General features: G+C 41.5%; 13 protein-coding genes. 11 read left to right on the top strand and 2 right to left on the bottom strand.

Features of this window, described 5'->3' with window-relative positions; genetic code table 11:
• Window positions 1-5: 5 nt before the first annotated feature.
• Both murB and H8B06_RS18320 read left to right on the top strand, forming a co-directional pair.
• The gene (gene murB / locus H8B06_RS18325) at window positions 6-1,022 is read left to right on the top strand and encodes a UDP-N-acetylmuramate dehydrogenase (RefSeq protein ID WP_190995652.1); all 1,017 of its coding nucleotides are present in this window, start codon (window positions 6-8) and stop codon (window positions 1,020-1,022) included.
• A gap of 275 nt (window positions 1,023-1,297) precedes the next feature.
• The gene (locus H8B06_RS18320) at window positions 1,298-1,807 is read left to right on the top strand and encodes an RNA polymerase sigma factor (RefSeq protein ID WP_130139555.1); all 510 of its coding nucleotides are present in this window, start codon (window positions 1,298-1,300) and stop codon (window positions 1,805-1,807) included.
• A gap of 34 nt (window positions 1,808-1,841) precedes the next feature.
• Here H8B06_RS18320 and H8B06_RS18315 read toward each other — a convergent pair whose 3' ends face one another.
• Together H8B06_RS18315 and H8B06_RS18310 are read right to left on the bottom strand one after the other, a co-directional pair.
• Complete coding sequence (locus H8B06_RS18315) at window positions 1,842-2,768, bottom strand: PfkB family carbohydrate kinase (RefSeq protein WP_190995651.1); 927 nt, start codon at window positions 2,766-2,768, stop codon at window positions 1,842-1,844.
• Window positions 2,769-2,850: 82 nt separating this feature from the next.
• Complete coding sequence (locus H8B06_RS18310; protein WP_190995650.1) at window positions 2,851-3,807, bottom strand: hypothetical protein; 957 nt, start codon at window positions 3,805-3,807, stop codon at window positions 2,851-2,853.
• 184 nt (window positions 3,808-3,991) lie between these two features.
• On the opposite strand from H8B06_RS18310, the gene H8B06_RS18305 reads away from it, so the two are divergent.
• The 9 genes from H8B06_RS18305 to H8B06_RS18265 are packed head-to-tail and all read left to right on the top strand — an operon-like array spanning window position 3,992 to window position 14,440.
• Window positions 3,992-5,272 (top strand): hydroxymethylglutaryl-CoA reductase, encoded by a 1,281-nt coding sequence (locus H8B06_RS18305; RefSeq protein ID WP_223857770.1) that lies wholly within the window; start codon window positions 3,992-3,994, stop codon window positions 5,270-5,272.
• Window positions 5,273-5,278: 6 nt separating this feature from the next.
• On the top strand, window positions 5,279-5,860 hold the full coding sequence (locus H8B06_RS18300; RefSeq protein ID WP_190995649.1) for a CDP-alcohol phosphatidyltransferase family protein: 582 nt from the start codon (window positions 5,279-5,281) through the stop codon (window positions 5,858-5,860).
• 3 nt (window positions 5,861-5,863) lie between these two features.
• A complete protein-coding gene (locus tag H8B06_RS18295; protein WP_223857769.1) occupies window positions 5,864-6,574 on the top strand; it encodes a phosphatidate cytidylyltransferase in 711 nt (236 codons plus the stop codon).
• A gap of 9 nt (window positions 6,575-6,583) precedes the next feature.
• The gene (locus H8B06_RS18290; RefSeq protein ID WP_190995648.1) at window positions 6,584-7,546 is read left to right on the top strand and encodes a UbiA family prenyltransferase; all 963 of its coding nucleotides are present in this window, start codon (window positions 6,584-6,586) and stop codon (window positions 7,544-7,546) included.
• Between the two features lie 27 nt (window positions 7,547-7,573).
• Entirely contained in the window at window positions 7,574-10,210 is a 2,637-nt protein-coding gene (locus H8B06_RS18285; RefSeq protein WP_190995647.1) for a PEP/pyruvate-binding domain-containing protein, read from the top strand.
• Complete coding sequence (locus H8B06_RS18280; protein ID WP_317170959.1) at window positions 10,161-11,288, top strand: DUF3419 family protein; 1,128 nt, start codon at window positions 10,161-10,163, stop codon at window positions 11,286-11,288. Before H8B06_RS18285 ends, H8B06_RS18280 begins: the two co-directional genes overlap by 50 nt.
• Window positions 11,288-11,968 carry a diacylglycerol/polyprenol kinase family protein gene (locus tag H8B06_RS18275; protein ID WP_190995646.1) on the top strand — a complete coding sequence of 227 codons (681 nt, stop codon included), beginning with the start codon at window positions 11,288-11,290 and terminating at the stop codon, window positions 11,966-11,968. The genes H8B06_RS18280 and H8B06_RS18275 overlap by 1 nt, the downstream gene beginning before the upstream one ends.
• On the top strand, window positions 11,956-12,936 hold the full coding sequence (locus H8B06_RS18270) for a hypothetical protein (RefSeq protein WP_190995645.1): 981 nt from the start codon (window positions 11,956-11,958) through the stop codon (window positions 12,934-12,936). Before H8B06_RS18275 ends, H8B06_RS18270 begins: the two co-directional genes overlap by 13 nt.
• On the top strand, window positions 12,920-14,440 hold the full coding sequence (locus tag H8B06_RS18265) for an AMP-binding protein (RefSeq protein WP_190995644.1): 1,521 nt from the start codon (window positions 12,920-12,922) through the stop codon (window positions 14,438-14,440). The genes H8B06_RS18270 and H8B06_RS18265 overlap by 17 nt, the downstream gene beginning before the upstream one ends.
• The last annotated feature ends 1 nt before the right edge of the window (window position 14,441 follow it).

The raw sequence follows: 14,441 nt of genomic DNA, 5'->3' as shown, positions 1-14,441 counted from the left end.
AAAAAATGACAAACACCATCCAGCGGGATATTTCCTTAAAAACTTACAACACATTTGGCATCGAGGTTTTCTGTAAAAATTTCGTACAGATCACAGACGAGAATCAACTATCTTCCTTATTCCTAGATGGTAAATTTTCCGAAAAATTCTTCGTACTGGGTGCTGGCAGTAACGTGCTGTTCACCAGAGATTACGACGGTTTAATCATACAAATGGGCAACAAGGGAATTAGTCATTTTATTGAGGGGAATTTTATTTATGTCACGGCAAAAGCGGGTGAAGTTTGGAATGATTTCGTTTGGTATTGTGTGAAACATAATTTTGGCGGCATTGAAAACATGGCACTTATTCCAGGTACAGTGGGCGCTTCTCCCATTCAAAATATCGGCGCTTATGGAACGGAGCTCATGGATGTTTTTTATTCCTGCCAAGCTTTTGACACCACGCTCGGCAAGTTTACCACTTTCCATAACGAGGATTGTAAGTTTACATATCGTGACAGTATATTTAAATCTACCTACAAAGGACGCTTCATCATCACCTCTGTTACCTATAAATTACGTTTGCATCATACGATCAATTCTGCCTATGGCGCTATCAATATGGAACTGCAAAAAAGAGGTATCTCCTCTCCTACTATACAGGATATTGCCGAAGTAGTGTCACATATTCGTGTAGAAAAACTTCCTGATCCTTCTACTATTGGCAATGCCGGCAGTTTTTTTAAAAACCCCATCATCCCAATCCATATATTTAAGGAACTACAGCAAGCATATCCAAATATTATTTTTTATGCGGTTGACGACAGTCATATCAAACTTGCTGCCGGTTGGTTGATCGAAAAGTGTGGGTGGAAAGGAAAAGTAGATGGGAACGTAGCTATTTGGAAAAATCAGGCGTTGGTAATCACTAATTTAGGCCATGCCAGTGGTTCAGAAATTTATGCAACATCGTCTAAAATAATGAACGATGTCTATAAAAAATTCGGAATTATGCTAGAACGAGAAGTAAATATTCTCTAAAAGTTTTCAACAACTGTGAATCTAAATTGTGGAAAACAGAAACACCCCCTTATTCTATTGGCATCTAAAGAGTTATTTTAAGGACGACCCTACTTTAAGCCGATAGATTTAATAATATATTCATTTAGACTTAACGATAATCAAAAAGTTTAGCACGCCATTTGCATAATTTGAAGTGCAACCGTAGTTCATGTAAATGAAATACTATCTTAAAATAGCTAATTGAACGGAAGTTGTTCACTTAGTGCAGTGTAAACTTTTTAATCCAGTCTAATATGAACAAACTACAATTTAACACTTTGGTCATTCAACAATCAGAATCACTAAAAGCGTACGCCAGAAATTTCACTAGGGACCAGGATGATGCCAATGATTTAGTGCAAGATACTCTTTTGAAAGCTGTTACTTATTTTAAGAACTTCAAAGAAGGCACCAATCTCAAAGGCTGGTTATACACCATCATGAAGAATACGTTTATCAACAATTACCGTCGCGTGGTAAAAACAAATTCTTTTATTACAAAAGAGGAAGAAATTACCAGTGCGAATCTGGTCGTTTCTGCCACAAAGAATGGGGGCGAGAATAAATTCGTTATGGAAGATATCAATCATGCATTATCAAACTTATCAGAGGACTATTATATTCCATTCACGATGTATTTCGAAGGATATAAATATCATGAAATATCGGATCATCTGAACATCCCAATAGGAACGGTAAAAACCCGTATTCACGTCGCACGTAAAGTCATGAAAAAAACACTCAGCACCTATAAATTCAGTTAAAAAAAATGCCCGAACTGGGCATTTTTTTTATATTTTACTTTTCGTCTATCAATTCGAATCTAGACAACGTAATAAACTGCTGAATCCTTTGACCAATATCAGTTGGCGATAATTGTTGCAACTGTTCTGTTCCAAATTTTTCCACACAGAACGACGCCAGTGCTGAGCCATAAATAACGGCATTTTTCATATTGGTGAAATTAATCGATTTCACTTTTGCCAAATACCCTATAAAACCACCCGCGAATGTATCACCTGCTCCCGTCGGATCAAAAACATCTGCCAATGGCAATGCAGGAGCAGAAAATATTTGCCCTTCACCAAATAACAAAGCACCGTGCTCCCCCTTTTTAATGATAAGGTATTTGGGCCCCATTTCCAATATAATCTGTGCCGCTTTCACTAAGGAGTATTCGCCAGAAAGCTGGCGTGCTTCTGCATCGTTTATTGTCAAAACATCTACTTTTTTCAACACCTCCTTCAAGTCTTCTAACGCCACATCCATCCAAAAATTCATCGTATCTAAAACGACCAACTTCGGTTTATGTTGTAAACGGTCTAAGGTTGCTATCTGTACTTGAGGCGTTAAGTTACCGAGCAACAAATATTTACAATCTTGATAAGAATCGGGAAGTTTCGGATCAAAATCCGCTAATACATTCAGTTCGGTTACCAACGTATCACGACTATTCATGTCATTGTGGTACTTCCCTGACCAAAAGAACGATTTTCCACCCTTCACCATCTCCACTCCTTCTACATCAATCCCTTTCGATCGGAGAATATCCAGATTATCGTCACCAAAGTCTTCTCCAATGACAGAAACTAATTTTACTTTATTATATAGGTATGAAGCTGCCAGACCGGCAAATGTAGCGGCGCCACCTACAATTTTATCGGTTTTTCCGAAAGGTGTTTCAATGGCATCAAAGGCCACTGTACCTACAATTACTAAACTCATATTCAATTTTTTATTGTTAACGCTGAAAGAGCGACACAAAGGTATAAGAATGTACTAATAATAACAAAAACTGCCAAAGATACTACAACATATCTGGAAAAACCGTCATTTGGTTTTTGTAGAAATCGATCTTCTGATACACCCGATTGAAAAACATTTTTTTGTCTTTTATGCCTGCTGTATTGAGCAATTTGGAGTTTTTCAGTTGATATTGAAAGAAATCATACACCGTTTTACACGTATTTTCATCATGTGTAATATAATACCCTAACATGGTGTATGGCACGAAAAGCGATTTTTTCTGTTGATCTGCAATGAGCACATTGTTGTTCAAGATAAGCAAATCATGATAGTATAAACGATATTGATCGTTTTTGTCGGTACACTTTTGCTCTAACCGAAATACCAGCTCTTTCAATCCGTCACAAAGTGTTTTTCCGTGTTCGCCGGACAACAAGCCCGAATGAAAGAAGTAAATGATCTGCTGTAATGTGCTATTGATGGTGGTATCGTTCCATATCTCGTTTGTCTGCACCGAAGCGTAGAACGTTGTTAATTTCTGACTATGATCGATAATAGGTGCTTTGGTACAAAAGACATCAAAAGATGTATTCATATCTTCGAGATTCAGTAAATAAAGCCATACATAGAGTTTGAATTTCGACAGTAAATCGGTATTTACGGTATAAAATAGCGGAATATCCTTTGCCGAATAGTACAGCGATGTATTCCTGTCTGCGGCGTGTGCGTTTAAATATTTAAACGAACTTTCGAGATATTGGCTTAAACCTTCAAAGCTTTGTACATCTTTGGTTTTCTTAACCAATACGCTATCGCTTCCTTGGAAAAGCTTATCCATTGAAATACCATAATGATTAGCCAATTGGACGCCTTCTTCTATCGAAAACTTGCTTTTCATTGATATACGCCGATGGGCTGCATCGTAGCTGATATCCAATGCTCCTGCTACTTCCTCAATGATCGATTTATGTTCGTCGATTTTCTTACGTATGGTATTGATAAGGATCTCTTGATACATATTTTTGCGATAATCACAAATATAAAACAAAAAAATATTTTTTACCGCAAATGCTAACGTGAAAAACACAATACATTTGTAAGTAGATAAATAAAAAAATAGTTGATTCTAGGGATACAATTCTCGACATACAATATAGATATTTGTTTAACGGGATCCGACTTGAATTATAAACAAAAAGAACATGGCATCATCAATAGAGAAAGCAAGCACTGCACTGCACATCATCAATACCGTGCAGAAGATGGAACATATTATCGGAAATATTAGGAATCGTCAAGTTTCCACACCTAGCGAGGAAAACACCTTACCCTTCGAACCGGAGGTAAGCGCAGATGGCGTTCGGCAACGAAAGACCTTTTTAGAAAATAAAACGGCTAGGCATGCTCCCCACCTCATCGATAATAAAATCTTTGAAGATCTCGCCGTTTTGAACGGTAATATCGAAAACTATATCGGCATGACCCGTGTTCCGACAGGTGTTATCGGTCCGTTAAATGTTATCGGTTCATCTGCCCAAGGCGACTTTTATGTACCATTGGCTACGAGTGAGGGCGCTTTAGTCGCTTCGTACCATCGAGGTGCAAAAGCTTGTTCCATGGCGGGCGGAATCACCTCTATTTGTCTGTTAGAGGGCGTACAACGTAGCCCGGTTTTCAAATTCGAGAATATAGCCGATCTGGGACTATTTGTAGCTTGGCTCCTTCCACAAGTTGACAAGTTGAAAGAAATCGTTGGACAGACCAGTCGATTTGCCAAATTGATGGATATCAAAATCCAAATCGAAGGCAATCATCTCATCGTAACCTTGGAATATCATACAGGTGATGCGGCAGGACAAAATATGGTGACGATCTGTACGGATGCCATTTGCCAATATATCGTAGAACAATGTCCAACCAAACCCACGTTGTGGTTTATTGAAGGTAACTATTCGGGCGACAAGAAAGCAACGGCTTTGTCCTTCACCAATGTCCGCGGAAAAAAAGTGACAGCCGAGATTGTGTTATCGGAGGAAATTGTCAATAAGGTTCTCAAAACCACACCGGAACTAATGGCCGAATATTGGCGTTCCTCTACTATAGGCATTATACAGAGTGGCGCAATTGGCGCACAGGGGCATTATGCTAATGGATTAGCAGCTTTATTCTTAGCTACCGGCCAAGATGTTGCTTGTGTGGCAGAAGCCGCTACCGGCATTACCAGGATGGAGCTAAATAAAGACGGGTCTTTATATGCTAGTGTAACGTTACCTAATTTGGTAGTAGGCACGGTAGGCGGCGGAACTCATCTGCCTACACAACGGGAATGCTTAGAGATGATGGATTGTTATGGTGCGGGTAAAGCCCGGAAGTTCGCCGAAATATGTGGAGCACTGGTTCTGGCAGGCGAACTTTCGATTGCCGCAGCTTTATCTGCCGGACATTTCACGCAGGCACACAAGAAATTTGGACGAAAAAAATAGACCGCCATGACAACCAACAAGGAAAATATCTGGAATGTGCCGAATGCACTTTCTGCTTACCGCATCTTAGCGTTACCATTTATTATATACACTATTGTTAGCGGAGATAAAAATTTGTTCATCACCCTCCTATCCATTAATCTGATTACGGATATTTTGGATGGATGGATTGCCCGCGCTTTCAAACTGCAGACCGAGCTGGGCGCAAGGCTGGATTCTTTAGCGGATATCGGGACCTATATCATGGCTTTTGTAGGTATGATTGTACTGGAACGAGATTTCGTGGAAGAATATCGGTTTGAATTTATACTGTTGATAGGATTATGGTTCCTTCCACAATTGTTGGCTTTATTTCGGTTTGGACGTTTTCCCAGCTTTCATTTATGGTCAAGCAAGGCCGTCGGGTATGTTCAAGGCATATTTATATTCACCTTTTTTCTCTTTGGCTTTTGGAAACCCTATTTTTATTTTATGTTGGTCGTCAGCTGCTTATCTTATCTGGAGGAATTGCTCTTGGTTGCATCACTACCCAAGCTACGTTCCAATCTAAAGAGTGCATTCTTCGTCTTTCGACAAAAAATATCATAGATTATGTTTTGGACATTATTCTATATAATCGTCATATTTTTCACTATCGGTGGGATAGCGATATTCGTACTCAACAGGAAGAGTGATGCTGAGCAACGGAAAGCACGTTGGGTGAAGTATGTCTTCTACCTCCTTGCCGTTAGCATAACCGTTTGGTGTATCCAATATGGAATTATGCGCTATCTGGCGATTGTATTACTGATCATTGGTGCATATGAAATTGTTGGGGGTTGGCGTTCGTCAAACAAGGGAGTATTGTTTTTAGGACTATCCATCCTATCTTATATGGCCTTAGCTTTTTGCTTTTATCAATTTTCTAGTCAAGTCGCCTTAGAGCGGGTATTATACGTTTATACTATCGTCTTTACATTTGATGGATTTGCCCAAATTACAGGTCAGCTTTTTGGAAAGAAAAAAGTGTTGCCCAAAATTAGTCCAGACAAAACTATAGCAGGTGTTGTTGGTGGATATGCCATGGGAATCGCTACGGGATTGTTTGTCATGCAGTGGCTGAATATGTGGGGATATGCGATAGGATTTTCGCCACTACTCATTTGTACGGCGGCATTCGTAGGCGACGCCCTTGCTTCTTGGTACAAACGTCGGTGTAATTTAAAAGATTATAGCAACCTTATCCCTGGACACGGCGGCGTATTGGACAGGTTTGACAGTTTCATTTTTGCAGGAGCAATTTTTTGGCTAGTTTATTTGTAAGATTTTAGGATGAAAACACAACAAAATGAATACAGCAATCCAGAAGAAAACAACGCTTCTTTCTTCAAGCGTTTCTGGATATATCAACGGGAGCGTTTTCCTTTGTTGGCACACGGAATTTTGATTAGCGCCTTTAGTTTTTCGGCAATAGCCTATTCCAGAATTTCTAGAGGTGTGGAGGGTTTTATCTCCTGGCAACATTTTTTGGTCGGCGTGTTTACCACGGTTACACTTTTTTTACTGGTTAGGATATTTGACGAGTTCAAGGATGCCAAAGAAGATGCGATGTACCGTAAGGAATTACCTGTTCCACGTGGGTTAATTTCCCTTCAAGAACTGCGATTAGTGGGTATCGTACTGTTCTTAGCGCAAATCGCCATCAATCTTATTTTCTTTCCCAAAATGCTAATTATTTATGGCATTGTAATTTTTTACCTCTGTTTGATGGGCAAAGAGTTTTTTGTAGCAGATTGGCTGAAAAAGCGTCCCTTTTGGTACGTGACTTCGCACATGCTGATTATTCCACTGATTGATATCTACGCCAGCGGGTTGGATTGGTTGTTGGCAGGTGTTGATGCGCCAAAAGGACTGCTGTTCTTTTTTGCGGTTTCTTTTATGAACGGCATCGTGCTCGAAATTGGTCGGAAAATAAGAAATCCATCCGATGAAAAAGTTGGTGTAGAAACCTATTCGTATATGCTTGGTGCTAAAAAAGCGACAGGATTATGGATATTTATTTTGTTCGTTACGTGGCTGTTAAGTATAGCTGCATCGTATTATGCCGGATACGGTATACTTGCTTATATCATTTTAACCGCTATATTTATATGGAGTTGTATTCCAGCCGTTCTGTTTATGAACAACAGGTCAAGTAAGTGTGCAAAAATGATTGAATTAACTTCGGCAGGATGGACAATTGCGATGTATCTCAGTTTGGGCGGTGTACCCATGTTGGAACGCTTGTTTGGATAACAACCTGCATTCAAAAAGAAGAAACAAATGATTTTTATTCAAGGTAATCAATATCAATATATAGAGCATCCGGCGATAGGCGGCAAAGCTAAAAATCTACTGAAATTAGGTCAGTTAGGTCTGCATGTTCCGAAATGGGCCGTAATGCCGGCTGATTTTCTTGCAGAGGTTTTTAAGGACGTGTCTTCCATCGAGCGCACGACAGATGTATTGCATGCTATCGACCGATATGTCTTCCCGCCTGTCGTACAAGCAGAATTAAATACACAGTTCGCGGAGGTTACCTATTTGGCGGTACGCTCTTCTGCGTTGGACGAAGATGGACGACAACACTCTTTTGCCGGACAGTTTGAAAGCTATCTGTACGTCAAAAAAGAGCAGGTATTGGAGCGCATAAAGGATGTCTGGCGCTCCGTTTTTTCGGAACGTGTGCATGCTTACCGACAGGCAAATCGTCTCGGTCCAAGTCTGGGCATAGGCGTTATTGTACAGGAAATGATTGAGGCTGATGCCGCGGGAGTCGCTTTTGGCATAAATCCCGTCAATGGACACCGGAAAGAGAAACTCATATCGGCTGTATTTGGTGTGGGCGAGGGTTTGGTCTCCGGGGAATTGGAAGCAGATAACTATATCATTGCAAATGGACGTCTCGACCGACAAACCGTTCGCAAAAAACAGCAAATGATACTAAATCCAGATGGCAGAGGCGGAGTGGTATTATCGGATGTACCAAGAATTAACCAGAATGACCAAGCGATTTCAGATGGTGTTATTTGGCAACTGGATCGACTATTGAACAAGTTGAGAAAAGCATTCGGATTGTATCAGGATGTTGAATTTGCGGTGAAGGACGACAACCTGTATATCTTACAGACGCGGCCGATAACCGGACTTTCCAAATTGCCCGATCCAACCAGCGAATACATCGTATGGGACAACAGTAATATTGTGGAATCATACCCCGGTGTAACCACACCGTTGACCTTTTCTTTTATCAGCCAATCATACGAAACAGCTTATAAAATATTTGTATCGATATTGGGTGTAGATGAGCAGACAATCCATCGCCATCAACGTGTATTTGCGAATATGCTCGGGTTCATCAACGGTCGGGTATATTACAATTTACGCTCCTGGTATCATTTATTGGCCATGTTACCGGGGTACAGTCTAAATGCACGTTTCATGGAGCAAATGATGGGCGTTAAGGAGAGTTTCGATGTTCCCGAAAGTTATCTATTATCAAAAGGACAGGCATGGAGACGTATTTTGAAAATGATCGTAAAAATGTACGGACATTTCAGAACCTTGCCTAAACAGCGGATAGCATTTAAAAATTTGTTGGATCGCACGATCGACAAATACAAAAAAATAGATTTTCAATCAAAAGACGCCAGCGAACTGATGAATCTGTATCTGCATTTCGAACGGACACTTCTCCATCAGTGGAAAGCGCCGCTACTCAATGATTTTTTTGCAATGATATGGTTTGGTTTACTCAAAAAACGTTGTGAAGAATACACGAAAGAAAACCATCCGAATATCCATAACGATCTTTTATGCGGTAGTGCTGACATTATCTCCACACAACCAATCCACCGCAGTGTCGAGATGGCGACCTATATTTCAGATACACCCTATTTAAAACAAGTATTCCTCCGCGAAACGCCCGAGGATATCTGGCAGTTCTTGCTATACGACCATCTCCCCGAAAGCAAGAAAACAAAACAGATGATTGAACAGTATATAACAGATTTTGGGGAGCGATGTGTTGGGGAGTTAAAATTGGAAACCATTTCCTATACACAGGATCCATCACGATTTGTGCAGGTGCTGAAATCATACGTCGAGTCGGGAATCACAACAGCTAAAACTTCAAATCAAATCGAGGAAAAGCTCCGGACAGACGCGGAAGCTGTTATGAAAAAGGCGCTGCGCCATAAGCCGCTCAAAAAATGGATTTTTAAGAAAACATTGAAGCGCACCCGTGATTTGGTGAGTGCACGCGAAAACCTACGCTATGAACGAACCAGAGGTTTTGGGATTGTACGGGAGATTTTCACCTATATCGGCAAGCGGTTCTACGAGGAAGATATACTGGAATTTGATCGTGATATCTTCTTTTTGAGCAAAGAAGAAATTTTTGCCTATATCGAAGGACGGAGCTTAACGACCGACCTCAAATCACTCGTTGCCGTGCGCAAGGAAGAGCACGAGCGCTTTCACCAGATGCCTATGCCGTCCGAACGCATTGGTACTTACGGCGTTGTGTACCAAAGTAATGATTTTTATAGCAAGAGTAAGATAGAAATAGCCGAAAGCGACCTAAAAGGAATTGGTTGCTGTCCGGGACAGGTCAAAGCGAGAGCCCGTGTCGTACACCATCCAAACGAAATCAACTCCCTGGATGGCGATATTCTGGTGACAACCAGTACCGACCCCGGATGGGTAACGCTTTTTCCCAGCGCCGGAGCCATCATTGTGGAACGTGGCAGCCTACTGAGTCATTCGGCGATCGTTTCCCGGGAAATGGGGATTCCCTGTATTGTCAGTGTAACAGGTCTATTGTCCCGTGTTAAAACAGGTGATTGGCTCGAGATGGATGGAAGTACAGGTGAAATCAAGATTTTGGACGAAGCACAAGAACGTCACCAGCATGGGTAATCTGGATAAAAGAGTTGATTTTAGCATTATCCGCTACGCCAATTGTTGGGAAGATCCGGAAATACTGCTCCAAGGATTGGTTCCTAAAAACGGTTCGAAAATTTTATCTATCGCTTCCGCTGGTGACAACAGTTTTTCTTTACTTACCGCTGATCCCGAACTGGTGGTTGCGGTAGACGTAAATCTGACGCAACTGTATCTCGTAGAATTGAAGAAAGCTGCTATCCGTTCTTTGGATTATGACGATGTACTTGTCTTTCTAGGTTTTCAGGAAGGGGCAGACAGACTGAAACTATTCCAACAGTTAAAACAGGAATTAACCGCTGACGTACGTCAATATTGGGAACGACATACCGATACAATAACCCGAGGCATTATACATCAAGGGAAATTCGAGCGGTATTTTCAGCTGTTTGCCAAAAGCGTATTGCCTTTCATCCACAGTAAAGGACGGGTGGAGCAATTGTTGGCACCAAAGGACGAATTGGAACAAATCCAATTTTATCACAAAAAATGGAATAGCTGGCGTTGGCGTTTATTCTTCAATATCTTTTTTAGCCGTTTGGTCATGGGGAAATGGGGACGTGATCCGCAGTTCCTAAAAGAAGTAGGGATAGACGTTTCTGCTTATATTTTCAAGAAAGCTGAAAAACAGCTGAAAAAAGTCGGTGCCCAACAAAATCCGATATTGCGTTATAACCTAACAGGGAATTTCGGCGAACTATTGCCCCATTATCTGCAACCGGAATCTTATCATAAAATAAAAGGTAATTTGGACAGCTTGGTTATCCGTCAAGGATTTGCCGAGCAGGTAGCCCAGGATTATGGACAATTTGATAGCATGAATTTATCCAATATATTCGAATACATGGATAAAAGCCTCTTTACGGAAACGGCGGAAAAACTGATAAAGCTGTTAGCAGATGGTGGCAGAATAGGCTACTGGAATCTGATGGTACCGCGCCGTATCTCCGGCATTTTTCCGTCCGAAGTACGCTATCTGAGCAAATTGTCCCAGCAGCTGACAGCGGATGACAACGGCTTCTTTTACAATCAATTTATCGTGGAAGAAAAGTAATGGAAACGAACTTAAAAAATACACTTATCCTCGCAGGATGCTATCTCGTACTCTTTGCACTCGGAGAGTTCTTGTATCACGTCCTGAAAGTAAAAGTCGAGTTGACAAGAAAGTTTGTGCATCTCGGTACTGGACTGCTGGCCTTACTTTTCCCTGTACTACTGGACAACCATTGGTGGGTACTGTTATTGTGTGCTTCATTTGCGGTCATACTAATCTGTTCGCTACGCTTCAATCTGCTAAAATCTATCAACGCAATCGACCGCAAATCAGTAGGTAGCTTAGCCTATCCTGTAGCCGTTTATGGTTGCTATCTTTCGTACAGCCATCAAGGACATCAATACATCTATTATTATCTTCCCATCATGATACTCGCTATCAGTGACCCTTTGGCGGCATTGTGTGGCAAAAAATGGCCGTGGGGTTCTTATCGAATAGCTGGAGCTACGAAAACCGCAACAGGATCCCTAGCCTTCTTTATCAGTGCGTTTTTGATTGCTGTCATCAGTTGGCGATACCTGTATTTATCTGGCATGAATACGAGTAAAGTGCTCGCTTTCGCATTCATCGCATTATGGTCTACTATCGCCGAGGCCGTCAGCCGGGACGGCTACGATAACGTTTCGATTCCGTTTACAGTCATCGCGAGTATGTTATTGACACAATCATGGATAATCTAATGATCACCGAAATCTATACCAAAGAGCAATCCGACACATTTGCCCAAATAAATGTATCGCAGGGGAATGAACGTATGCCCACGGATCATTACTATGCAGGCATCGCGGTAAAACAGCAAGGTGTTCATCTCGCAAAAGCCGCTTTGTATTTAAATCAGGGGATTCTCTATGAAGAGAAAAACGTTGGGCTGGTAGGTGCTTACGAGGCACAAGAAAACGAGGAGGCGGTACAGAAACTGTTTCAGACCATCGAAAAACAAGCTAAAGAACAGGGCGTAGATTTCCTTATCGGTCCAATGAACGGTTCTACCTGGGAAAACTACCGCTTTCATGATCTTCCCGAAAAACCCTTGTTTTTTATGGAGATGAAACACGAACCTTACTATACCAAGCAGTGGAAATCAATAGGCTTCGAGCCGATAGCACATTATTATTCGGCCATAGCCGCCGTTGCTCCACGCCGAAATGAAAAAATTGACAAGTTAAAAAGCAGGTTGCTTCGTGATGGGGTTATCATTCGGGGATTAGATAGGGAAAATTACGTGGCTGATTTAAAAAAGCTACACCCGTTTTTACACGACTCTTTTAAACAGAACTTTCTGTACAGCCCGATCAGCGAATCGTCTTTTTTGGAAAAATACCTACCGTTGCAATCTGTATTGAAACCCGAGTTTGTCCAAATTGCGGAACACGAGGGCGAAATCGTCGGCGTTCTGCTGGGCACAGATGATCTTTTAAACCGAGCTGGCAAAACCTTAATCATCAAAACACTTGCCCGTAGTCCCAAACGACTATATCGGGGTCTAGGATTAGTATTAGTTGATGAATTTTATCAAAAAGCCGTAGCGAAAAAATATCAACAGATTATTTATGCTTTGATGATTGACGAGGGAGATGCGACTCCCCTATCCGATCAGTACGATGGACACCTATTAAAAACCTACACGCTCTATGGAAAATCCATTTAACATCGCTGATCTGTTTATACATAACGCCGAAAGGTATCCTGACAAAACCGCTATCTGGGATAAAAACGGTGATAAAATTACTTTTTCAGAACTCGCACAGCATGTTCGGCTAACGGCAAATTACTTCAAACGAAAAGGAATCCGAAAAGGTGATCGGGTTTTACTGTTTGTACCGATGGGCATTGACCTATACCGAAATGTGCTGGCGCTGTTCTATCTGGGAGCAACCGTCGTTTTTGTCGATCAATGGAGCAAGATAGATCGTCTGGATACCTGTTGTCGAATCGCGGATTGCAAAGCATTTGTCGGTAGTTGGAAAGCCCATATGCTGCGTTTCTTTTCTAAAGGCATCCGGCAGATTCCGATCAAGTTAGGATTGTCTTATTCTGGAAAGGAAAATGACCAAATGTGTCAGACACCGTTGAAAGATGCGGCACTTATTACCTTTACGACAGGCAGTACCGGAACGCCAAAAGCAGCATTACGGACACATGGTTTTTTATACGAACAGTTTAAAGCGCTGGAGCAGGAGATCCGAGCTAAGCCATCGGACGTAGACATGTCCGTGTTACCTATTGTTTTGCTTATCAATCTTGCCGTGGGATCGACTTCGGTGATTGCTGATTTCAACCCATCCAAACCTACGAAAATCCAGCCTCGAAGAATAATAAAACAGCTTTTAAATTATCAGGTTACTAGACTGGTGGCTTCCCCGTATTTTATCAAGCGTATTGCCGAACACATTTACGAACATAAAATTTCATTGCCGGAACTGAACGATATCTTTACCGGTGGCGCACCTGTATTTTTAAAAGAAGCGAAACTATACAACAAAGCATTCCCGACTAAAAATGTTCGTATTCTCTACGGCTCTACGGAAGCCGAGCCTATTAGCTCCATTGCCGTTGAGGAACTGGCATCCGAAACCTCTACATTCAACTTAAAAAGAGGTATACCGGTCGGTGCAATCTTTCATAAAACACAGGTAAAGATTATTCCGATTACAGATAAACCGCTTTTCGATATTTCTTTGGAAGCATTTGAACGTATGCAACAGCCGGAGGGTGTATGGGGAGAAATCATTGTCGCCGGCCCCCATGTGCTCGCACAATATTATAAAAATGAACACGCCCTTCGGGCGAATAAAATCCTCATCGATGACGTCTACTGGCATCGAACCGGTGACAGTGGTTATATCCGAGATGAACGCCTCTTCCTCACAGGAAGGTGTAATACGCTTATTGCACAGGACGGCCATTGGTTGTCTACTTTTGTTTTTGAAAACTACGTGCAGTCTATCGACGGCGTTGAAATGGGAACGATTCTTTCTGACGGCACCGATATAAGTGCATTTATTGAACTAACAGCGGAAACGCAATCCATAAAGGAGCAGGTACTAGCAGAACTTCAACAACTACCATTTAAGGTAACGACAGTAAAATTCCAGCAATTGCCGAGAGACCCCCGCCATCATGCTAAAATTGAATACAGCAAGCTCATTTAAA

It is taken from the genome of Sphingobacterium micropteri (assembly GCF_014692515.1).
GTDB classification, from domain to species: Bacteria; Bacteroidota; Bacteroidia; order Sphingobacteriales; family Sphingobacteriaceae; genus Sphingobacterium; species Sphingobacterium micropteri.
Note: the sequence above shows the minus strand (reverse complement) of the source record. Positions and strands in the feature narration are given on the sequence as shown.